This window comes from Streptomyces sp. NPDC094448, from assembly GCF_044763775.1.
GTDB lineage: Bacteria > Actinomycetota > Actinomycetes > Streptomycetales > Streptomycetaceae > Streptomyces.
This window is the reverse complement of record NZ_JBIWGU010000008.1, coordinates 246731-267179: the sequence shown is the minus strand read 5'-3', so window position 1 is coordinate 267179 and position 20449 is coordinate 246731. Positions and strand designations below refer to the sequence as shown.

General features: G+C 70.8%; 21 protein-coding genes and 4 tRNA genes. 17 read left to right on the top strand and 8 right to left on the bottom strand.

All coding sequences use genetic code 11. The annotated features are described in order from the left end of the window. The first annotated feature begins 2 nt into the window (after positions 1-2). From ACIQ9E_RS17800 to ACIQ9E_RS17780, 5 genes are all read left to right on the top strand, one after another. Entirely contained in the window at positions 3-1586 is a 1584-nt protein-coding gene (locus ACIQ9E_RS17800; protein ID WP_403707806.1) for a NuoM family protein, read from the top strand. Next, complete coding sequence (locus tag ACIQ9E_RS17795; RefSeq protein WP_403707804.1) at positions 1583-3142, top strand: NADH-quinone oxidoreductase subunit N; 1560 nt, start codon at positions 1583-1585, stop codon at positions 3140-3142. The genes ACIQ9E_RS17800 and ACIQ9E_RS17795 overlap by 4 nt, the downstream gene beginning before the upstream one ends. Before the next feature lie 164 nt (positions 3143-3306). Then, positions 3307-4164 carry a zinc metalloprotease HtpX gene (htpX, locus tag ACIQ9E_RS17790; protein ID WP_006347300.1) on the top strand — a complete coding sequence of 286 codons (858 nt, stop codon included), beginning with the start codon at positions 3307-3309 and terminating at the stop codon, positions 4162-4164. Then, on the top strand, positions 4161-4553 hold the full coding sequence (locus ACIQ9E_RS17785) for a YccF domain-containing protein (RefSeq protein ID WP_403707802.1): 393 nt from the start codon (positions 4161-4163) through the stop codon (positions 4551-4553). The genes htpX and ACIQ9E_RS17785 overlap by 4 nt, the downstream gene beginning before the upstream one ends. Before the next feature lie 265 nt (positions 4554-4818). Next, positions 4819-5088 carry a GlsB/YeaQ/YmgE family stress response membrane protein gene (locus ACIQ9E_RS17780; RefSeq protein ID WP_403707801.1) on the top strand — a complete coding sequence of 90 codons (270 nt, stop codon included), beginning with the start codon at positions 4819-4821 and terminating at the stop codon, positions 5086-5088. Positions 5089-5124: 36 nt separating this feature from the next. On the opposite strand, the gene ACIQ9E_RS17775 is transcribed toward ACIQ9E_RS17780, so the two are convergent. The 3 genes from ACIQ9E_RS17775 to ACIQ9E_RS17765 form a co-directional block, all read right to left on the bottom strand. Beyond that, on the bottom strand, positions 5125-5895 hold the full coding sequence (locus tag ACIQ9E_RS17775) for an alpha-ketoglutarate-dependent dioxygenase AlkB family protein (RefSeq protein WP_403707799.1): 771 nt from the start codon (positions 5893-5895) through the stop codon (positions 5125-5127). Then, positions 5892-6452, bottom strand: coding sequence for a methylated-DNA--[protein]-cysteine S-methyltransferase (locus ACIQ9E_RS17770; RefSeq protein WP_403707797.1), 561 nt, complete (start codon positions 6450-6452; stop codon positions 5892-5894). The genes ACIQ9E_RS17775 and ACIQ9E_RS17770 overlap by 4 nt, the downstream gene beginning before the upstream one ends. 234 nt (positions 6453-6686) lie before the next feature. Next, positions 6687-7175, bottom strand: coding sequence for a YajQ family cyclic di-GMP-binding protein (locus tag ACIQ9E_RS17765; RefSeq protein ID WP_403707795.1), 489 nt, complete (start codon positions 7173-7175; stop codon positions 6687-6689). A 208-nt stretch (positions 7176-7383) separates the two neighbouring features. Between ACIQ9E_RS17765 and ACIQ9E_RS17760 the strand changes: the two genes are divergently transcribed. Continuing rightward, positions 7384-7465 (top strand) — tRNA-Tyr (locus ACIQ9E_RS17760). Positions 7466-7627: 162 nt separating this feature from the next. Here the strand turns inward: ACIQ9E_RS17760 and ACIQ9E_RS17755 are convergent. From ACIQ9E_RS17755 to ACIQ9E_RS17745, 3 genes are all read right to left on the bottom strand, one after another. Beyond that, positions 7628-8152 carry a GyrI-like domain-containing protein gene (locus ACIQ9E_RS17755; RefSeq protein WP_403707793.1) on the bottom strand — a complete coding sequence of 175 codons (525 nt, stop codon included), beginning with the start codon at positions 8150-8152 and terminating at the stop codon, positions 7628-7630. 71 nt (positions 8153-8223) lie between these two features. Next, on the bottom strand, positions 8224-8880 hold the full coding sequence (locus tag ACIQ9E_RS17750) for an SDR family oxidoreductase (protein WP_403707791.1): 657 nt from the start codon (positions 8878-8880) through the stop codon (positions 8224-8226). A gap of 155 nt (positions 8881-9035) precedes the next feature. Continuing rightward, the gene (locus tag ACIQ9E_RS17745; protein WP_403707789.1) at positions 9036-10256 is read right to left on the bottom strand and encodes an amidohydrolase family protein; all 1221 of its coding nucleotides are present in this window, start codon (positions 10254-10256) and stop codon (positions 9036-9038) included. Positions 10257-10776: 520 nt separating this feature from the next. Between ACIQ9E_RS17745 and ACIQ9E_RS17740 the strand changes: the two genes are divergently transcribed. The 8 genes from ACIQ9E_RS17740 (at position 10777) to ACIQ9E_RS17705 (ending at position 16260) form a co-directional block, all read left to right on the top strand. Further along, positions 10777-10849 (top strand) — tRNA-Thr (locus ACIQ9E_RS17740). Between the two features lie 50 nt (positions 10850-10899). Beyond that, a tRNA-Met gene (locus ACIQ9E_RS17735) sits at positions 10900-10972 on the top strand. A gap of 90 nt (positions 10973-11062) precedes the next feature. Then, a complete protein-coding gene (gene rpmG / locus ACIQ9E_RS17730; RefSeq protein ID WP_006347275.1) occupies positions 11063-11227 on the top strand; it encodes a 50S ribosomal protein L33 in 165 nt (54 codons plus the stop codon). A gap of 413 nt (positions 11228-11640) precedes the next feature. Then, positions 11641-12093 (top strand): MaoC family dehydratase N-terminal domain-containing protein, encoded by a 453-nt coding sequence (locus tag ACIQ9E_RS17725; protein WP_403707787.1) that lies wholly within the window; start codon positions 11641-11643, stop codon positions 12091-12093. Continuing rightward, positions 12093-12521, top strand: coding sequence for a MaoC family dehydratase (locus ACIQ9E_RS17720; protein ID WP_403707785.1), 429 nt, complete (start codon positions 12093-12095; stop codon positions 12519-12521). The genes ACIQ9E_RS17725 and ACIQ9E_RS17720 overlap by 1 nt, the downstream gene beginning before the upstream one ends. 173 nt (positions 12522-12694) lie before the next feature. Beyond that, a complete protein-coding gene (locus tag ACIQ9E_RS17715; RefSeq protein WP_403707783.1) occupies positions 12695-13255 on the top strand; it encodes a TetR/AcrR family transcriptional regulator in 561 nt (186 codons plus the stop codon). Between the two features lie 344 nt (positions 13256-13599). Next, entirely contained in the window at positions 13600-15018 is a 1419-nt protein-coding gene (locus tag ACIQ9E_RS17710) for a DHA2 family efflux MFS transporter permease subunit (protein ID WP_403708153.1), read from the top strand. Positions 15019-15204: 186 nt separating this feature from the next. Continuing rightward, positions 15205-16260 carry a UDP-N-acetylmuramate dehydrogenase gene (locus ACIQ9E_RS17705; RefSeq protein WP_403707781.1) on the top strand — a complete coding sequence of 352 codons (1056 nt, stop codon included), beginning with the start codon at positions 15205-15207 and terminating at the stop codon, positions 16258-16260. 77 nt (positions 16261-16337) lie between these two features. On the opposite strand, the gene ACIQ9E_RS17700 is transcribed toward ACIQ9E_RS17705, so the two are convergent. After that, on the bottom strand, positions 16338-17360 hold the full coding sequence (locus ACIQ9E_RS17700; RefSeq protein WP_403707779.1) for an adenosine deaminase: 1023 nt from the start codon (positions 17358-17360) through the stop codon (positions 16338-16340). 129 nt (positions 17361-17489) lie between these two features. Next, positions 17490-18716, bottom strand: coding sequence for a pyridoxal phosphate-dependent aminotransferase (locus ACIQ9E_RS17695; RefSeq protein ID WP_403707777.1), 1227 nt, complete (start codon positions 18714-18716; stop codon positions 17490-17492). A 273-nt stretch (positions 18717-18989) separates the two neighbouring features. Between ACIQ9E_RS17695 and ACIQ9E_RS17690 the strand changes: the two genes are divergently transcribed. The 3 genes from ACIQ9E_RS17690 to nusG all read left to right on the top strand — a co-directional run bounded on the left by ACIQ9E_RS17690 (position 18990) and on the right by nusG (position 20436). Beyond that, a tRNA-Trp gene (locus tag ACIQ9E_RS17690) sits at positions 18990-19062 on the top strand. 111 nt (positions 19063-19173) lie between these two features. Beyond that, the gene (gene secE / locus ACIQ9E_RS17685; protein WP_403707775.1) at positions 19174-19455 is read left to right on the top strand and encodes a preprotein translocase subunit SecE; all 282 of its coding nucleotides are present in this window, start codon (positions 19174-19176) and stop codon (positions 19453-19455) included. Between the two features lie 93 nt (positions 19456-19548). Further along, complete coding sequence (gene nusG, locus ACIQ9E_RS17680; protein WP_403707773.1) at positions 19549-20436, top strand: transcription termination/antitermination protein NusG; 888 nt, start codon at positions 19549-19551, stop codon at positions 20434-20436. Positions 20437-20449: the final 13 nt, after the last annotated feature.

The following is a 20449-nucleotide window of genomic DNA, read 5'->3' as shown; positions in this document are numbered from 1 at the left end:
CCGTGATTGATATCAGCGAATCCGTGATGCAGGCCCTTCTCGCGTTCATCGTCGCCGTCCCCCTTCTCGGCGCCGCCGCGGCCCTGCTGCCCGCCCCGCCGGGCCTGCGCGGCCGCAGCCCCGAACAGGCCGTACTCCGCCACGGCGTCACCGTCACCGGAGCCGTCCTCGCCGCCGCCGTGATCCTCGCCGCGGGCTTCGACCACGACCAGCCGTCGAGGATGCAGGCGACCACGGACATCAGCTGGATCCCCGCCCTCGGCGTACGCATCCACCTCGGTGTCGACGGCATCTCCCTGCCCCTTCTGCTCCTGACCGCGCTACTGACCTTCCTCTGCGCGCTCTACACGTACTTCAAGCCGCCCTCCGGGCCCTCCCCCAAGGCGTTCGTGGCGCTGCTGCTCGTCCTCGAAACGGGCACCCTCGCCACCTTCGCGGTACTCGACCTGCTGCTGTTCTTCCTGGCCTTCGAGACGGTGCTCATCCCGATGTACTTCCTCATCGCCCGCTGGGGCGGCGAGGAGCGGCGGACCGCCGCCTGGAAGTTCATCCTCTTCATGCTGCTCGGCTCGGTCGTCATGCTGCTCGGCTTCCTGCTGATCGGCCTGAAGACCGGCACCTTCGACATGGTGGCACTCGCCACTGACAACGGCCGGGGACTCAGTGCGTCCACGCAGGTCATCGCGGTTCTGGCGATCGGCGTCGGCCTCGCGGTGAAGACCCCGATGTGGCCGCTGCACAGCTGGCTGCCCGCCGCCCACACCGCCGCCCCGACCGTCGGCTCCGTACTCCTCGCCGGAGTCATGCTGAAAATGGGTACGTACGGCTTCGTCCGGATCGTGCTCCCGGCCGCGCCCGACGGCATGCGGACCTTCGCGCCCTACCTCGCCGCCTTCGCCGCCGTCGGCATCGTCTACGGATCCCTCGCCTGCCTCGCCCTCGCCCGCAACGGCGCCTCCGGCGACCTCAAGCGGCTGATCGCCTACTCATCCGTCGGCCACATGGGCTTCGTCCTCCTGGGCATCGCCACCATGACCCCGACCGGAGTGAACGGCGCCCTCTTCGCCAACATCGCCCACGGCCTCATCACCGGCCTGCTGTTCTTCCTGGCCGGAGCGGTCAAAGACCGGTACGGCACCGCCGACCTCGACACCCTCGCCGGGGCCACCGGCGCCGCGCTCTACGGCCGCACCCCCCGCCTCGGCGCCCTCCTCGCCTTCGCCGCCGTGGCCTCCCTCGGACTCCCCGGCCTGGCCGGATTCTGGGGCGAGATGCTGGCGCTCTTCGGCGCCTTCGACCCGGCGGAGGGCCTCAACCGTCCCGCCTTCCTCACCTTCATGGTGATCGGCGGCTTCGGCACCCTCCTCACCGCCGCGTACCTCCTGATCGTCGTCCGACGCGTCTGCATGGGCGTCCCCGCCCCCGCCGGACCGGACACCCGGGCCGTACCGGACGTCCACGGCTACGAGCTGGCCGTGTGGACCCCGCTCGTCGCCCTCACCGTCCTCGCCGGACTCTGGCCCGCGGTCCTCCTCGGCCTCACCGACCCGGCCGTGCAGAAGCTCCTCTCGGGAGGCTCGTCGTGACCCTCGCCACCCCCATCGCCGCGGACGCAGGGGTCGCCAGTCTCGTCCAGAACGTCGACTGGGTCACCATCGCGCCGCCGGTCATCGCGGCCGTCACCGGACTGCTGATCCTCGTCGCCGACCTCTTCGTCCCCGCACACCGCAAGGGCCTCCTCGGCCTCGGCGCCCTCGCGGGCCTGCTCGCCGCGATCGCCGCCCTCGCCCCGCTGCGCAGCGGCGACAACCGGACGTTCTGTCTCACCACCGACCCCACCACCTGCAGCTACGTCGCCGACCGCTTCACCCTGGCCATCCAGCTCCTGGTACTCGGCGGCGCCCTGCTGACCGCGCTGCTCTCCCTCCGCGAGACCCGCCACCGGCTCCCCGCGGGCGAGTTCTGGTTCCTTCTGCTGTCCTCCGCGGCCGGAGCCGCCCTGCTGCCCGCCTCCCGCGACCTCGCCACCCTCGTCGTCGCCCTCGAAGTGGCCTCCCTGCCCGCCTTCGCCCTCGTCGGACTGCGCCGCGGCGACCGCCGCTCCAGCGAGGCGGCCCTCAAGTTCTTCCTGACCTCGGTCACCGCGACCGCCGTGACCCTCCTCGGCGTCAGCTTCGTCTACGCGTCGGCCGGCAGCCTCCACCTCACCCGGATCGCGACCGCGAACGTCCCCGGCGAGCTGGACACCCTGGCCAGGACCGGCGTCGCCCTCACTCTCATCGGCTTCGCCTTCAAGACCGCCGCCGTCCCCTTCCACTTCTGGGTCCCCGACACCTACGTCGGCGCACCCCTGCCCGTCGCCGCCTATCTGTCGGTCGTCGGCAAGGCGGTCGGCTTCTCCGGACTGATCCTCGTCGCCGTGATCGCCTTCCCCGGATACGCCGACGTCTGGGGCCCGGCGATCGCCGTACTCGCCGCCCTCACCATGACCGCGGGCAACGTCGCGGCCCTGCGCCAGCGCGCCGACCGCCCCCTCAGCGCCGTACGCCTGCTGGCCTGGTCCTCCGTCGCCCAGGCCGGCTTCCTCCTGGTACCCGTCGCCGCGGCCGGATACTCCAGCGACGACCAGATCGGCTCCACCGTCGCGTACGCCCTGATGTACGCGGTCGTGAACCTCGGCGCCTTCGCGGTCGTCGCGCTCGTCGCCCGTACCCACCGGCTCAACCGGATCTCCGACTACCGGGGGCTGTACGCGACCCGTCCGCTCACCGCCCTGACCATGGGTTTCTTCCTGCTCTGCCTGGCCGGGCTGCCGCCGGGCATCATCGGCCTCTTCGCGAAGGTGACGGTGTTCTCCTCGGCCGTGGACGCCGGTCTGGGCTGGCTGGCCGTCCTCATGGGCATCAACGTCGCCCTCGGCCTCGTCTACTACCTGCGGTGGACCGCGGTCCTCTTCCGCACCCCCGCAAACGCCCCCGCCCCCGCCCCGGCCCCCGGAACCACCGTCACCACGACTGCCACCGCGACCGCCGCCGTGCCCGCCCCCTTCGCCGTCGCCCTCGCCCTGACGGCCACCGCCGGAATCCTCCTCTCCGGATACCCCCAGCTCGTCCTCCGGTTCGCGGCGACCGGCCTCTTCTGAGCGGTACGTCCCGCCTCCGCTCACCCGATCGGACCGCACCGGTGCCCGGGGCGGCCGGGGAACTCGACCCCTTCGCCTCGCGTTGACCAGTACAGAAGGGTCCACTGGAGGGTGGAGCACCACCAGTAAGGGGTTCCCCTGCCGCACCATCTGGAGGGCGTACCGTGCACCGCCGGCACAACGGGCTGAAGACCGCCGTACTCCTCGGGGGACTGTCCGCACTCATCCTCGTCATCGGCAGTTTTTTCGGCCGTACGGGACTGATCGTCGCGCTCTTCGTCGCGCTCGCCACCAACGCGTACGCCTACTGGAACAGCGACAAGCTGGCCCTGCGCGCCATGCGCGCCCGCCCCGTCAGCGAATTCGAGGCCCCCGCGCTCTACCGCATGGTCCGCGAACTCTCGACGGCCGCCCGCCAGCCCATGCCCCGTCTGTATATTTCCCCCACCCAGGCACCGAACGCCTTCGCGACCGGCCGCAATCCGCGCAACGCCGCCGTCTGCTGCACGGAAGGCATCCTCCGCATCCTCGACGAACGCGAACTGCGCGGAGTCATCGGCCACGAGCTCAGCCATGTCTACAACCGCGACATCCTGATCTCCTCGGTCGCCGGCGCCCTCGCCTCCGTCGTGATGTTCCTGGTGAACTTCGCCTGGCTGATCCCCGTCGGCCGCTCCGACGACGACGGCCCCGGACTGCTCGGCATGCTGCTGATCATGATCCTCGGCCCGGTGGCGGCCGCCATCATCCAGCTCGCCGTCAGCCGTTCCCGGGAGTACGAGGCCGATGCCTCGGGCGCCCGGCTCACCGGCGACCCGCTCGCCCTCGCCAGCGCCCTGCGCAAGCTGGACGCCGGGACCAAGCAGCTTCCGCTGCCGCCCGAGCCCCGGCTGGAGACCGCGAGCCACATGATGATCGCCAACCCTTTCCGCCCGGGCCGGGGCGCCAAGCTCTTCTCCACGCATCCGCCCATGGCCGAGCGCATCGCCCGACTCGAAGAGATGGCAGGTAGGCAGCCATGAAGACCGTCCTCAACATCATCTGGCTCATACTCTGCGGCTTCTGGATGTTCCTCGGCTATCTGCTCGCGGGCGTCCTGCTCTGCATCACGATCATCGGCATCCCCTTCGGCATCGCCGCCTTCAGGATCGGCGTCTACGCCCTCTGGCCCTTCGGCCACACCGTCGTCGACCGCCCCGACGCGGGCGCCCCCTCGTGCGTCGGCAACGTCCTCTGGCTGGTCCTGGCCGGCTGGTGGCTGGCCCTCGGTCATATCGTCACCGGCGTCGTCCTCTGCCTGACCATCATCGGTATCCCGCTGGGCCTGGCGAACTTCAAGCTGATCCCGGTCTCCCTGATGCCGCTCGGCAAGGAAATCGTCCCCACCGACCAGCCCTTCGCCGTCCGCTGACTCCCGGACCCTCACCACCCGCCGCCGGCCCCGACCTGCGCGCCGAGGGCGTTCGATCCCGTCTTCCTCACTCGAACGGGTGTATTCACCCGAGTGCGGGATAGAAGCCGGTGAGGAACACGTTGACCAGGGTGTAACAGACGCGCACCACTCGACCGACCGCTCGCAACCCCCCGCCGGTCATCCGGCGTCATCGCCTGCGAGAGACCGCGGAATCGCGCCGCCACGACAGGGCGCGCCATATGGACGGAAGGAAGTTCACAGCATGAGCGTTCTCGGCTGGATCGTCCTCGGGCTGCTCGCCGGAGCCATAGCCAAGCTGCTGCTGCCGGGCCGCGACCCGGGAGGCCTGATCATCACGACCCTCCTCGGTGTCGTCGGTGCTTCCCTGGGCGGCTGGATCTCTGCCGAGTTCTTCGACCGGTCCATCAGCAAGCAGTTCTTCGACGGGCCGACCTGGCTGGCGGCGATAGGCGGCTCCCTGGTGCTGCTCGTCGGATATCGGCTGCTCTTCGGCCACTCCCGCTCCCGCTGACACCACCCTCGTCGGCCGGCCGCCCGGCCACCGGGGTCAGCCGGTCCCCGACAGGCCCGTCTCGCGCAGGGTGATGTTCAGCCGCCCCGTCCTCAGCCCGCACCGGGGATCGGCCGTCCCGGCATACACCTTCGGCACCCCGTGGTACGCAAACCGAGAAGGCCCGCCGAAGACGAACAGGTCTCCGGATGCCAACTCCACATCGGTATAGGGCCTTCCCCGGGTCTCGGTATTGCCCAGCCGGAAGACACAGCGGTCCCCGATGCTCAGAGAGACCACCGGAGCCCCCGACCGCTCTTCCTTGTCCTGGTGCATCCCCATCCGGGCGGCGCCGTCATAGAAGTTGATGAGCGCCGTGTCCGGGGTATAGCCGGCGGTCTCCGCGCCGGTCGCAGCATCTGCCGGTCCATCCCTGCCCGCCCCGACGCCGTACGCCGCCGCCAGCGCCGAACGGCTCCACTCCACCAGCCAGTCCGGGAGATCGGCGACCCGGGCGCCGTTCACATCATCGGCGGTACGGCTGTATCGGTACGGCTGCCAGTGCCAGCCGAGACACACCGTCCGCACCGACATCACACCGCCGCCGGGAAGCACGGTACGGCGCAGCGGCACCGGGCCGCGCGCCCAGTCCCGACAGGCCTCGACCAGCTCCCGCTGCCGCTCCAGCGACAGCCAGCCCGGCACATGCACCGCGCCGGGTGCGACCACTGCCGGTTCCCTCGGAAAGAGTTCCCAGGCTCCTTCCCCTGCGCCCGGCTGCGCAGGGGAGCCTCCGAGGCCCCGGATCCCCCCGGACCGCGCACTCATGACACCGGCGCGCCCTCAAGCACCAGGAGGTGTTCCTTGCGCTCCAGCCCCGCCGCGTACCCCCGCAGTCCGCCGTCCGCCCCGACGATCCGGTGACAGGGCCGGACCACCAGCAGCGGATTGCGCCCGATAGCGGTACCCACCGCGCGTACGGCCGCGCCCGAGGCACCGATCTGCCGGGCGATCTCCCCATAGGTGGTGGTCGTCCCATGCGGAACGGCGTCGACCGCCCGCCAGACCCGTCGCTGGAAGTCGGTGCCCTCGTCCGCGTACTCCACGGCGAAGCCGGTCAGCCTGCCGTCGAAGTACGCGGCCAACTGCGCGGCGATCTCCGTAAAGGCACCGGGTTCGTGACGCCAGCCCTCCTGCACGGTAGCGGCGCCCTTCTGCTCGGGCAACGACAACGAGACCAGCGCGGTCCCACCGGGAGCGGCGGCCGACTCCACGCCGACCAGCAACAACTCCCCGAGCGGGCTGTCGAGGCTCGCCCAGAGCCTGGGGGCTGCCGGGTCGGCGGGCGGGGACGCTGCGGCGGGGGTCGCCGTGGTGATGGCCATGGCTCGGTCCTCTCCTCGGAGCGACGGTGACTGCTGTACGCCTTCGAGTCTGCGCCCCGAGAGCGCCCCGCGCCGGCGGGAATCGGACATCACGCCCACAGTCGCCCACCACCTGTCTCCTGCCCCGACGCCCCGCACCCGGCGGGTCAACGGCCGGGCGTGCGTCCGTGTGTCCGTCGGCGGTCCCGGTGCGGCGGGGCAGACGGCACACGGCCGTATGCCCGGCCGCTCGGTTCAGCGATAGTTGACGAACTGAAGCGCGAAGTCGAAGTCCTGGCCCTTCAGCAGCGCGATCACGGACTGGAGGTCGTCCCGGCTCTTGGAGCTGACCCGCAGCTCCTCGCCCTGCACCTGTGCCTTGACGCCCTTCGGGCCCTCATCGCGGATGATCTTCGCGACCTTCTTGGCGTTCTCCTGGCTGATCCCCTCCTCGATGGAGGCGAAGATCTTGTACTCCTTGCCCGAGAGCTGCGGCTCGCCGGCGTCCAGGACCTTCAGCGAGATCCCCCGCTTGATCAGCTTCGACTGGAACACATCGAGGATCGCGGAGACCCGCTCCTCCGAGTTCGCCTGCATCAGGATCTTCTCGCCGGACCAGGAGATGGAAGCTCCGACGTTCTTGAAGTCGTAGCGCTGGGAGATCTCCTTGGCGGCCTGGTTGAGGGCGTTGTCGACCTCCTGCCGCTCGACCTTCGAGACGATGTCGAAACTGGAGTCGGCCATGTGCTGTGGCTCCTTGTATCGAGATGCGGAATCACGCGGCCCGGCTCCCGGACCACGCGGGCAAGCCTACGGGCTGCCCCGGCCCCGAGGGCTGATCAATCCGGTGGCGGAGCACCCCTGCACATCGGGTATCGTTTACGTCGTCGCCACAGAGAACTGCACGACAAGCAGTCTCCGACGACCCCTTCGGGGCCGGGCGATTTCCCATGGCGGTGTGCCCGAGTGGCCAATGGGAGCGGACTGTAAATCCGTCGGCTTAGCCTACCCAGGTTCGAATCCTGGCGCCGCCACGTGAAGAAGGACCCCCGTCCAGTGACTGGACGGGGGTCCTTCGCGTTCTCCCGGACGCCGGACGCCGGACGCCGGACGCCGGACGCCGGACGCCGGACGCCGGACGCCGGACCTCGCCCCGACCCGGTGCGAGAGGCCGAAGGCCGGAGGCCGGGCCCGGGTCAGTCGGCCAGGCGGAAGGCGAGTTGGATCTGCCACCTGTTCATATCGGGTTCCACCCGGGGGTCGGTGAGATAGGACTCCAGGCGGCAGCCCCAGCGTTCCGCGCCGTCGGCCAGCGGAGTCATGTCCCAGGTCAGGCCCTCGCGGTCGGCCCAGGCGCGCAGGGCCGTGACGGTGTCGAGGAGGCCGTCCGGGTGCCCGGTGCGGACGACGGTGGCGTACCGCCCGGCCGGGAGGCTCCCCGCCCGGATGTCCCGTTCGGGGGCCACCGGTGACGTCAGCGGGATCCCGGCCTCGACATCGGACTCGCCGGCCATATCGACCGTACGGAAGCGGAAGAAGGGCGCCCCCGCGAACTCCGCCCCCTGCGCGGCCGCCCAGCCGATCAGCTCTCCGAGGCGGTCGGCGATCACGGCGAGGTGCTCCATGCGGACCGATGCCCGGACGCAGACGTAGAACTGCTCGGGTTGGTCGACGATTTCGGGCCGGAACCCGGGGGCTGCGGTGCTGCTGTCGGAGTTCACGAGAGGTGGAACCTTCCGGAGGCCGCGGGCTCGTCGCCCGCGGCCGTGGACAGGACGGAACCGCGAGGGGATCAGTTGCCGGCGATATCGCGTACGGCGACGCCGACCGGCACCGAGCCGCTGATCAGCTCCAGGGTCAGCCCGGCCGTCGCCGGAGTGTCGAGCAGTTCGGCGATGACCGCCGCCACATCGTCCCGCGGCACCGCTCCCCGGCCTGTCGACGCCGTCAGCCGGACCAGTCCGGTCCCGGCGTCGTCGGTCAGGGCGCCGGGCCGCAGGATCGTCCAGTCGAGACCGGACCGGGCCCGGACGTCGTCGTCGGCCGCCCCCTTCGCCCGCAGATAGGCGTCGAACTGGCCGTCCCCCTCGTGCCGGGCATCGGCCCGCATGGACGAGACCACCACATGACGGCGTACCCCGGCCCGCTCGGCCGCGTCCGCGAACAGCACGGCCGCACCGCGGTCGACGGTGTCCTTGCGGGGGATCCCGCTGCCCGGCCCGGCGCCCGCCGCGAACACCGCGGCATCGGCGCCCCGCAGTACCGCGGCGACCTCGTCGACCCCCGCCGACTCCAGGTCCAGTACGACGGGTTCGGCGCCGGCGTCCCGCAGTGCGGCGGCCTGTTCCGGTGAGCGGATGACGCCCACCACTTCGTGTCCGCCCGCCGAGAGCAGCCGCTCCAGTCGCAGGGCGATTTGACCGTGTCCTCCAGCGATCACAATGCGCATGCCACGACCGTACGCCGGAAGGCCGCGCCCCGCCCGGCCGCGCCGATTCCTTCACCGGCCCGTGTGCCGCCCACAACTCCGTCTCGCCGCGGCCCGCGCTCTGCCCGGACCGCCCCTGCGGAACCCCGTCTCCGGATGATCCGTCCGCGCCGCGGCTACGGGCGGCCCTGGCGCGGCAGCTCCAGGGCGACCGCGACCGCCGAATCGCAGTACTCACGGACGGCGCTGGTACGGGCCACCACCCGGCCCCGGTGGATCACGATCCTGCTGTACGCCAGCGACAGCACGCCCGCGATCCGCTCCCCGCGCACCGCCAGCAGCTCGGCCGGGAACCCCGCCTCCACCCGTACCTCCGGCAGGCCCATCGCCTCCCGCGCGGCCGCGGCCACCGTCGCGTACGCGTCCTCCGCCCGCAGCCCGTCCCGGGACGCCAGCAGATAGGCGGCCTCCAGCGGATCGCCCCGCCCCACCGGGTTCGACACGTCCCGCAGCGCCCCGCTGCCCGCGGCCACCCGCACCCCGGCGGCCCGCAGCAGCCGGACGGGCGCGCTGCCCCGCTGCTCCATCGCCCCGCAGCCGCCCTGCGGCAGACAGACCACAGTGATCCCGGCCGCGGCCAGCTGGTCCGCGGCCCGGGCGGCGACCTCGTGCGGCAGCAGGGCGAGCCCGGCACAGGGGCCGATCGTCACTCCGGGCCGTACCCCGCCCGCCATGGCCGCCAGCCGCGCCAGCCGGGCCGGATCGTCGCCGCGGGTGTGCAGATCGACCGGGCAGCCGTGTTCGGCGGCGACCTCCAGCAGCGCCTCCACATAGCCCGCCGGGTCCGGATCGGCGTCCGGACAGCCACCCACCACCGCGGCACCCATCTTCAGCGCGTCCCGGAGCATCACCAGCCCGTCCGCGCCCGCCAGCCCGGTCAGCAGCCGGGGTACGGCCACCGCCGTCAGATCGGTCAGCCCGCGCAGCGAACGGCGCGCCTGGAGCACCGCCTCCAGCGGTCCGAGCCCCTGTACGTCCCCGATCCGGACGTGCGAGCGGAGCGCCGTCGCCCCGTGGCCGAGCTGGAGCAGCGCGGCTTCGGTGGCCCGTCGCTGGACATCGTCGGGTTCGTACGAGACGGGGCCCGGCGAGTCGGCGGTCAGCGCGGTGTCGCTGTGGCCGTGGGGTTCGGCGGGCGCGGGCAGCAGCAGATAGCCGCCGAGGTCGACGCGGGCGCAGTGCGGGGCGAGGCTGCCCGCCGTGCCGACCGCCTCGATCCGCCCGCCGCTGAGCCGGACGTCGACCGTGCGGCCGTCCGCCAGCCTGGCGCCGCAGAGCAGCAGCGCGGAGGGGTCGGCGGTGGCGCCGTCGGGAGGCCGTGGCTGGCTGTCGGGCATGGCGCTCCTGTGCAGTGCAGGTGTAGTCGGCCCCTGGGGGATCTCCTGTGGATCGCCTGTGGATCGGGCCGACCGCATGAGCTGACAAAGCGGGACGGGCTGAGCGGGACGGGCTGAGCGGGCTGGGCAACGGGGGAGGGAGAGGGGAGGGGGGAAGAGCACGCAGTGCGGTTCGAGCCTAGGGGCGGCGGGGGCCCGCTTCGAGGAGGAGCGGAATAGTCGTACCGGCGTGGCCACGGGTGGCGTACGGGACGGGGTGGCGCGACACGCGGGGGCCGGAGTGGTGGTGCGGCGGCCGGCAGGGGCCCGGAAAGCGCCGTCGGGTGGGCGCGCTCAGCCGGGCCGCCCCGGCGCTGCGGAGCCCGCCGTGGGCAGGCCGCGGCAGGGCAAGCGCGCCCCTGCGGATCTCCTTGACGACCTCCCGCCGGCGGTCGGCGCATGATCGGTGACCGACGCGGAGCCGGGGTGGCGAAACGGATTTGGGCGAACGGCGACCGACCGTGTAATGTCTTCATCGCTCGCCCCAATAGCTCAGTCGGTAGAGCGTCTCCATGGTAAGGAGAAGGTCTACGGTTCGATTCCGTATTGGGGCTCTGATGCCAGAGTTCCCCGCCCCTTCGAGGGCGGGGAAATCCGGTATCGCAGCGGTGTAGCTCAGTCGGTAGAGCAAGCGGCTCATAATCGCTGTGTCACCGGTTCAAGTCCGGTCACCGCTACACACGGTAGCCGATTGCGGGGTCGGTCCTTCGATCGGCTACCCTTTCATGCGTTCGTCATAATTTCCCATCCGTCCAAGGAGCACTCACGTGGCTGCCACCGACGTCCGCCCGAAGATCACGCTGGCCTGCGTGGAGTGCAAGGAGCGGAACTACATCACCAAGAAGAACCGGCGTAACAACCCGGACCGTCTTGAGATGAAGAAGCACTGCCCGCGCTGCAAGGCGCACACTGCGCACCGCGAAACGCGCTGAACCAGGCTCGTACACGAGGCCGTCCCCGTCCGGGGGCGGCCTCGTGTCGTTTGATCATCGCGTGCCTGAGCAGCGCGGGTCCGCAGCAGCGCGCGTTCGGAACGGTACGTACCGACGATCCAGGTACCGGCGATCTACGGGCCGGAGAAGTACGGGCTGAAGGTGTACAGGCCGAAGGTGTACGGGTCGGACCACCAGGTACCCGAACAGCGGCCCGTTCCCGAGCGGCACGGTCCGGAGAAGCGCGACCGCGGACGCGTGTACCGCGAAACAGAGCGGTGTGTGGGGAACGCCACGTTGCCGGTACGGCAAGGATGACGGCGCGCGATCATGAGACCACCGGCGGCCGACTGCCGTGGCCGACGGCTACACGATCATTCGCGGCAGACCATTTCAGGAGGGAGAGCCAGCCGATGGCGCTCGACCAGTCCTTCGTCGGGCGGAGTTATCCGCCCACCCCGCCCTATGAGGTCGGCCGGGAAAAGATCCGCGAATTCGCGGACGCGGTCGGGGACGCCAATCCCGCGTACACGGACCCGGAGGCCGCGCGGGCGCTCGGCCACGACGATGTGATCGCCCCGCCGACCTTCGCCTTCGCGATCACCTACCGGGCCGCGGGCGAGGTATTGCGCGATCCGCAGCTCGGTCTCGACTACAGCCGGGTGGTGCACGGCGCGCAGCGTTTCGCGTACACCAGGCCGGTACGGGCCGGGGACCGGCTCTCCGTCGTCTCCACCATCGAGAGCATCAAGTCCATGGCGGGCAACGATGTGCTCGACATCCGGGGCGAGGTGCACGACGAGTCCGGTGAGCACGTGGTGACCGCATGGACCAAGCTGGTGGCGCGCGGCGCCGAGGAGGCGTGATGGCGGCGAAGATCTCCTTTGCGGACGTCGAGGTCGGGACCGAACTGCCGGCCGGGTCGTTCCCGGTGGACCGGGCCGTACTCGTCCGGTACGCGGGCGCGTCCGGTGACTTCAACCCGATCCACTGGAACGAGGAGTTCGCGCGCGAGGTCGGGCTGCCGAACGTGATCGCCCATGGCATGTTCACCATGGCCGAGGCGATTCGCGTGGTCACGGACTGGGCCGGTGACCCCGGGGCCGTCGTGGACTACTCGGTCCGGTTCACCAAGCCCGTCGTCGTGCCCAACGACGAGAAGGGCGCGCTCGTCGAGGTGAGCGGGAAGGTCGCGGCCCTGCTGGAGGAGAACACCGTCCGGGTGGATCTCACCGCGGTCAGCGACGGGAACAAGGTGCTGGGCATGGCCCGCGCGGTGGTCAGGCTGGCCTGATCCTCGCCCGCCCCGCCGGACCCGAAGGCGAAGGCGGAGGCGGCGGCGGGACAAAGGGCGCTCTCCTGCGGAGGGCGCCCTTCGCGTCTCGGTGCCGGGGTGTTCGCCTCCCTTCGGAGGCGGGCCGGCGCCGACGGGTTGACGAGTTAGTAATTGGTTACTAACTTACTCTCATGGTCAGAATGAGCGCGGAGGAACGGCGCGAGAGCGTCGTCCGGGCGGCGATCTCGGAGTTCGCCGTCGGTGGGTACAACGGCACGTCGACCGAGGCCATCGCCCGGCGCGTCGGGGTCTCCCAGCCGTATCTCTTCCGGCTGTACAAGAACAAGCGTGAGCTGTTCCTCGCCGCGACCCACCGCTGTATGGAAGACATGGTCGCGGTCTTCACCGAGGCCTTGGAGGAGTCGCCGGAAGGCGACCCCGAGACCGTGATGGCCGCCGCGTACTTCCGGCTGATCGGCGACCGCGAGAAGCTGCTGATGCAGATGCAGGTCTATGTGGCGGTGGCGACCGCCGAGGCCGCGGGGGACGCCGAGTTCGGTGAGACGGTACGGCGGGGCTGGCTGGAGATCTGGGATCTGGCGAGCGGCGCCCTGGGCGGCGACCGGGAGCATATCGGCCGGTTCATGGGCTACGGGATGCTGATCAACACCCTGGTGTCCCTGGGCTTCCCCGGCGATCACCGCGTCTGGCAGGGCTGCTTCGATATGACGCCCGGCTCCGTCGCGGAGTAGCGGCACAGGAGCGTGCGGAACGTTCCCCGTACGACTCCGTGAAGTTGTACGACTCCGTACGACCGGGTACGGCCCGCATGGCCCCGTAACTCCGTACGACTCCGTACGGTTCGCACGACTCCGCACGACTCCGTAGGCCCCCGTGCACGGCCTGTACGGCTCCGCCCGTACGGCATTCCGGTACGACACGTCCCGGATGGCGTACGCCGGAAAAAGTTAGTGATCCATTACTAAATATTTGCCTTCGAAGAAACCCTGGGGGAAACGTGGAGCACACGGCACACCGGAAGTGGCAGCCACAGGAGAACCACCCGGAAACGACGGCGGACGTCCGCCGCGGCGGCGTGGGCTGGACCCTGCTCATCACCTGCGTCGCCGGATTCATGGCCTCGCTGGACAATCTCGTCGTCACCACGGCCCTGCCCGCCATCCGCTCCGACCTCGGCGGGGGACTAGCCGAGCTGGAATGGACGGTGAGCGCCTACACCCTCACCTTCGCCGTCCTGCTGCTCTTCGGCGCCGCACTCGGCGACCGCTTCGGCCGCCGCCGGCTCTTCATGGTCGGCCTCGGCATCTTCACCGCCGCATCGGCGGCCGCCGCGCTGGCCCCCGGAATCGACGGACTGATCGCCGCCCGGGCGCTCCAGGGCGTCGGCGGGGCGATCATGATGCCCCTCACCATGACCCTGCTGACCGTCGCGGTCCCCGCCGCTCGCCGCGGTGCCATGCTCGGCATCTTCGGCGCCGCCAACGGACTCGCCGTCGCGGGCGGCCCCCTCGTCGGCGGTGCGCTCACCGAACACCTGTCCTGGCAGTGGATCTTCTGGCTGAACGTGCCCATCGGAGTTCTGCTGCTGGTCCTCGCCCGGCTGCGGCTGGCCGAGTCGTACGCTCCGGACGCCCGCCTCGACGTCCCCGGCACGCTCCTTGCCAGCGGCGGCCTCTTCGGCATCGTCTACGGACTGATCAACGGCCATGTCGACGGCTGGACCAGCGTCCCCGTCCTGGGCTCCCTGACCGCCGGGGTGCTGCTGCTCGCCGCCTTTGTCCGGCACGGAATGGTCGCCGCCCGCCCCCTGCTCCCCATGCGCCTCTTCCGCGACCGCGGCTTCGCCGGGATCAACGCGGCGTCCGCACTGATGTTCCTGGGGATGTTCGGCTCCATCTTCCTGCTCAGCCAGTTCCTCCAGGGGGTTGTCGGCTACTCGCCGACCGAAGCCGGACTCCGGATGCTGCCGTGGACCGCGATGCCGCTGCTCGTCGCGCCCCTCGCCGGCCTGCTCTCCGACCGGATCGGCGGGCGGCCCGTCGTGGCCGCCGGACTCGCCCTCCAGGCCCTCGGGCTCGCCCTGTTCGCGCTGGTCCTGGAGCCCGGGGTGAGCTACCCCGCCCAACTGCCCGCGCTGATCGTCAGCGGAGTCGGCATGGCCCTCTTCTTCGCGCCCGCCGCGAGCGTGGTGATGTCCAGCGTCCGCCCCGGCGAGCAGGGCATGGCGTCCGGGGCGAACAACGCGCTGCGGGAGGTCGGCGGCGCGCTCGGGATCGCCGCCCTGGGCGCGGTGTTCGCCGCCCGCGGCGGCTACGGGTCCCCGCAGACGTTCGTGGACGGAACCGTCCCCGCACTGTGGATCGGCGTGGCGGCGGTGGCCGTGGCGGCGGTGGCCGCCCTGCTGATCCCGGGCCGCCGGGGCGTCGCCGCCGAACGGGAGCCCGAGCAGGAGACGGGCAGCCGGTCCCCCGAGCGGGAGCGGGCCGGAGTCTGACCCCGGAGTCCGACCCCGGAGTCCGACCCCGGACCCGGTATCCGACTCGGACCCTGACCCTGACCCCGACCCCGAGCCGGGGCGCGAACCACACCGGTCCGCGCCCCGGCTCCCTTACGCCGCCCCGGCCCTCCTGCGCCCCCGGGATGCACAACGCTCCGGACCCCGTTCCGTACCCTTGTCCGCGTGCAGGAACTTCACGACGCCCCCCTCGCCCCCCTGACCACCTTCCGGCTCGGCGGCCCCGCCACCCGGCTCCTCACGGCGACCACCGACGACGAGGTCGTCGCGGCGGTCCGCGAGGCGGACGAGACCGGGACACCGCTGCTCCTCATCGGCGGCGGCAGCAATCTGGTCATCGGCGACAAGGGCTTCGACGGCACCGCCCTGCGGATCGCCACCTCCGGCTTCCGGCTCGACGGCACCCGTCTCGAACTCGCGGCGGGCGAGGTGTGGACCGACGCCGTCGCCCGCACCGTGGCCGCCGGACTCGCCGGCGTCGAATGCCTCGCGGGCATCCCGGGCTCCGCCGGCGCCACGCCGGTCCAGAACGTCGGTGCGTACGGCCAGGAGGTCTCCAGCACCATCACCGAGGTGGTCGCGTACGACCGGCACCGCGGCGAGACCGTCACCCTCACCAACGCGGAGTGCGCCTTCTCGTACCGCCACAGCCTCTTCAAGGAGCACCCCGACCGCTATGTCGTGCTCCGGGTCCGCTTCCTGCTGGAGGACGCGGAGGGGCTCTCCGCGCCCGTCCGGTACGCGGAGACCGCACGCGCCCTCGGTGTCGAGGCCGGCGACCGGGCGGAGCTGGGCGCGGTCCGTGCCACCGTCCTCGCGCTCCGCGGCGGCAAGGGCATGGTCCTCGACGCGGACGACCACGACACCTGGTCCGCCGGATCCTTCTTCACCAATCCGATCCTCGACGACACCGCGTACGAGGCGTTCCTCGGCCGGGTCAGGGAGCGGCTGGGCGACGGTGCCGTGGCGCCGGCCTACCCGGCGGGGGAGGGCCGCACCAAGACCTCCGCGGCCTGGCTGATCGACCGCGCGGGCTTCACCAAGGGATACGGCAGCGGCCCGGCCCGCATCTCCACCAAGCACACCCTGGCCCTGACGAACCGCGGCGGTGCCACCACGGAGGACCTCCTAGCCCTCGCCCGCGAGGTCGTGGCGGGCGTCCGCGAGGCTTTCGGCGTCACCCTCGTCAACGAACCGGTCACGGTCGGCGTCGACCTCTGATCCGCAACCCCCGGCCGTAACCCCGGACCCCGGACCCCGAGCCCCGAGCCGTACGGACAGTCCTGTACGGCTCCCGGCTACGGACCGGCCAGCCAGGCATCCACCCCGGCCAGCAGCTCCCCGCGCACCGGCTCAGGGGCCGCCGACGCCTCGATGGACTGCCGGGCCAGGGCCGCCAGCTCGGGATCGGTGAATCCGTGGTGGCGCCGGGCCACCTCGTACTGCGCCGCCAGCCGGGAGCCGAAGAGCAGCGGGTCGTCCGCGCCCAGCGCCAGCGGTACGCCCGCCTCGAACAGGGTCCGCAGCGGGACGTCCTCGTGCTTGTCGTAGACACCGAGCGCCACGTTCGACGTGGGGCAGACCTCGCAGGCCACCCCGCGGTCCGCGAGTCTCCGCAGCAGCCCGGGGTCCTCCGCCGCGCGCACCCCGTGACCGATCCGGGAGGCCCGCAGATCGTCCAGACAGTCGCGTACGGAGGACGGGCCCGCCAGCTCGCCGCCGTGCGGCGCCGCCAGCAGCCCGCCCTCCCGGGCGATCGCGAAGGCCCGGTCGAAATCGCGGGCCATGCCCCGGCGCTCGTCGTTGGAGAGCCCGAAGCCGACGATGCCCCGGTCCGCGTACCGTACGGCCAGCCGGGCCAGGGTCCGGGCGTCCAGCGGGTGCTTCATCCGGTTCGCGGCCACCAGGACCCGCATCCCGAGCCCGGTCTCCCGGCTCGCCGAGTCCACCGCGTCCAGGATGATCTCCAGCGCCGGGATCAGCCCGCCCAGCATCGGCGCGTACGACGTGGGATCGACCTGGATCTCCAGCCAGCCCGAACCGTCGCGGACGTCCTCCTCGGCCGCCTCCCGCACCAGCCGCTGGATGTCCTCGGGGGATCGCAGACACGAACGGGCGATGTCGTACAGCCGCTGGAAACGGAACCAGCCGCGCTCGTCGGTGGCCCGGAGCTTCGGGGGCTCGCCGCCGGTCAGCGCGTCGGGCAGATGGACGCCGTACTTGTCGGCCAGTTCCAGCAGGGTCGAGGGCCGCATCGAGCCCGTGAAGTGAAGATGCAGATGGGCCTTGGGGAGCAGACCGACGTCACGTACACGTTCCATCCTCGGATCCTGCCGCAAGCGCGGCCGCTCGGCAGCCGTATTCCCTGATCGGGCGCTTGCCCGAACGAAAAAACGGCCCCCGGCCCGGGGAATCCGGGCCGAGGGCCGTCCGTACGGCCGCGGGGCGGGTCAGGCCTTGGCCTCCGCCAGCAGCTTCTGGATCCGGGACACGCCCTCCACCAGATCGTCGTCGCCCAGGGCGTACGACAGCCGCAGATAACCGGGGGTCCCGAAGGCCTCACCCGGGACGACAGCGACCTCGACCTCGTCGAGGATCAGCGCCGCCAGCTCCACGGAGCCGGCCGGGCGCTTGCCCCGGATCTCCTTGCCGAGCAGGTCCTTCACCGAGGGGTAGACGTAGAACGCGCCCTCCGGCTCCGGGCAGACCACGCCGTCGATCTCGTTCAGCATCCGCACAATGGTGCGGCGGCGGCGGTCGAAGGCGGTCCGCATCTCGGCGACCGCGTCCAGATCACCGGAGACCGCGGCCAGGGCGGCGACCTGGGCCACATTGGACACGTTCGACGTCGCGTGGGACTGGAGGTTCGTCGCGGCCTTGATCACGTCCTTGGGGCCGACGATCCACCCCACGCGCCAGCCGGTCATGGCGTACGTCTTCGCCACCCCGTTCACCACCAGGCACCGCTCGCGGATACCGGGCACCACGGCGGGCAGCGAGGTGAACGAGGCGTCGCCGTACACCAGGTGCTCGTAGATCTCGTCCGTCAGCACCCACAGGCCGTTCTCCTCGGCCCAGCGGCCGATCGCCTCGGTGTCCTCACGGCTGTAGACGGCGCCGGTGGGGTTGGACGGGGAGACGAAGACGACGACCTTCGTCCGCTCGGTGCGGGCGGCTTCGAGCTGCTCGACGGAGACCCGGTAGCCGGTCGTCTCGTCGGCCACGACCTCGACCGGGACACCGCCAGCGAGCCGGATCGACTCCGGGTACGTCGTCCAGTACGGGGCCGGGACGATGACCTCGTCACCCGGGTCCAGGACCGACGCGAACGCCTCGTAGATCGCCTGCTTGCCGCCGTTGGTCACCAGGACCTGGGCCGGGTCGACCTCGTAGCCGGAGTCCCGCAGCGTCTTCGCGGCGATGGCCTTCTTCAGCTCGGGAAGACCGCCGGCCGGGGTGTAGCGGTGGTACTTCGGGGTCCGGCAGGCCTCGACGGCCGCCTCGACGATGTAGTCGGGCGTCGGGAAGTCGGGCTCGCCCGCGCCGAAGCCGATCACCGGGCGCCCGGCGGCCTTGAGGGCCTTCGCCTTGGCGTCGACGGCGAGGGTCGCGGACTCGGAGATCGCGCCGATGCGCGCGGAGACCCGGCGCTCGGTGGGAGGGGTTGCAGCGCTCATACGTCCATGGTCCCAGACGCAGAATCGGTGCTGCACATCCGTTTCGCACCCCGGACGGCGGGGTGGGGGACGGTATCGGGAAGAGCCGGCCGGGTCCGGCCCCCGGCCTGCGAAGAAACGATCAACCAGAGCTTTGCAGGTGGGCGACAAGAACCGCTGGGGCGTTGTCTGTTCGACGTCGGCCCCGCGACCACGTACACTCACTCGTCGTTGGCCCCTCACGGACCGCTGCACCGGAACCATCCGGGATGCTGTACGTTGGGGAAGTCACAAAGGGTCGTAGCTCAATTGGTAGAGCACTGGTCTCCAAAACCAGCGGTTGGGGGTTCAAGTCCCTCCGGCCCTGCTACACACACACCTTCGCCAGGATGTGTGCGCATGTACGCAGATTCATTGAACCGCCGTGCGGCTCCACCGGGCGCGGCACGGCCACGACCCGGGAATCAGGTGAGAGAAAGTGACGGACGCCGTGGGCTCCATCGACACGCCTGATGCCGAAGACGCGACTTCTCAGGAGAAGCCGCGCAAGGGCGGCAAGCGCGGCAAGAAGGGCCCTCTCGGCCGTCTCGCGCTCTTCTACCGGCAGATCGTCGCCGAGCTCCGCAAGGTCGTCTGGCCCACGCGGAGCCAGCTGACGACGTACACGACCGTGGTCATCATCTTCGTCGTCATCATGATCGGCCTCGTGACCGTGATTGACTATGGGTTCCAGGAAGCCGTTTCGTACGTCTTCGGCTGATCCCGCGAATAAGGGCGGCGTCACCGGGTGCGTACCGGGGCGGCGTCCTTTCCGCATGTTCCACCCATCTGTATCCAGGAAGAAGCAGCCACCGTGTCTGACCCGAACCTGAACGAGGCCGTCGAGCCGGACGACGCGAGCTTCGAGTCCGTGGAGTCCGCCGAGGACGAGCTCGACATCGTTGAGGCTGCGGACTCCGTCGACCCGGACGAGGCGGAAGCTGCGGACGAGGCCGCCGGTGAGCCGGCCGAGGACGCCGCGCTGCACGTCGAGGCCACTGACGCCGACACCGACGCTGACGACGGCACCGAGACGGAAGCGGACGCCGCCGAGGACGAAGAGGTCGCCGAGGCCGAGGAGCCGGTTGACCCGATCGCCGCACTCCGCGAGGAGCTGCGCCTTCTCCCGGGCGAGTGGTACGTGATCCACACCTACGCCGGGTACGAGAAGCGGGTCAAGGCCAACCTGGAGCAGCGCGCCGTCTCGCTGAACGTCGAGGAGTTCATCTACCAGGCCGAAGTGCCCGAGGAAGAGATCGTCCAGATCAAGAACGGCGAGCGCAAGAACGTCCGCCAGAACAAGCTTCCCGGCTATGTCCTGGTCCGGATGGACCTCACCAACGAGTCCTGGGGCGTCGTCCGGAACACACCGGGCGTCACCGGCTTCGTCGGCAACGCCTACGACCCGTACCCGCTGACCCTGGACGAGATCGTGAAGATGCTCGCTCCGGAGGCGGAGGAGAAGGCCGCCCGCGAGGCCGCCGAGGCCAAGGGCGAGCCGGTGCCGTCCCGCAAGGTCGAGGTCCAGGTGCTGGACTTCGAGGTCGGCGACTCCGTCACTGTCACGGACGGCCCCTTCGCGACCCTCCAGGCGACGATCAACGAGATCAACGCCGACTCGAAGAAGGTCAAGGGTCTGGTCGAGATCTTCGGCCGGGAGACCCCGGTCGAGCTGAGCTTCGACCAGATCCAGAAGAACTGACACAGAGCTTCCG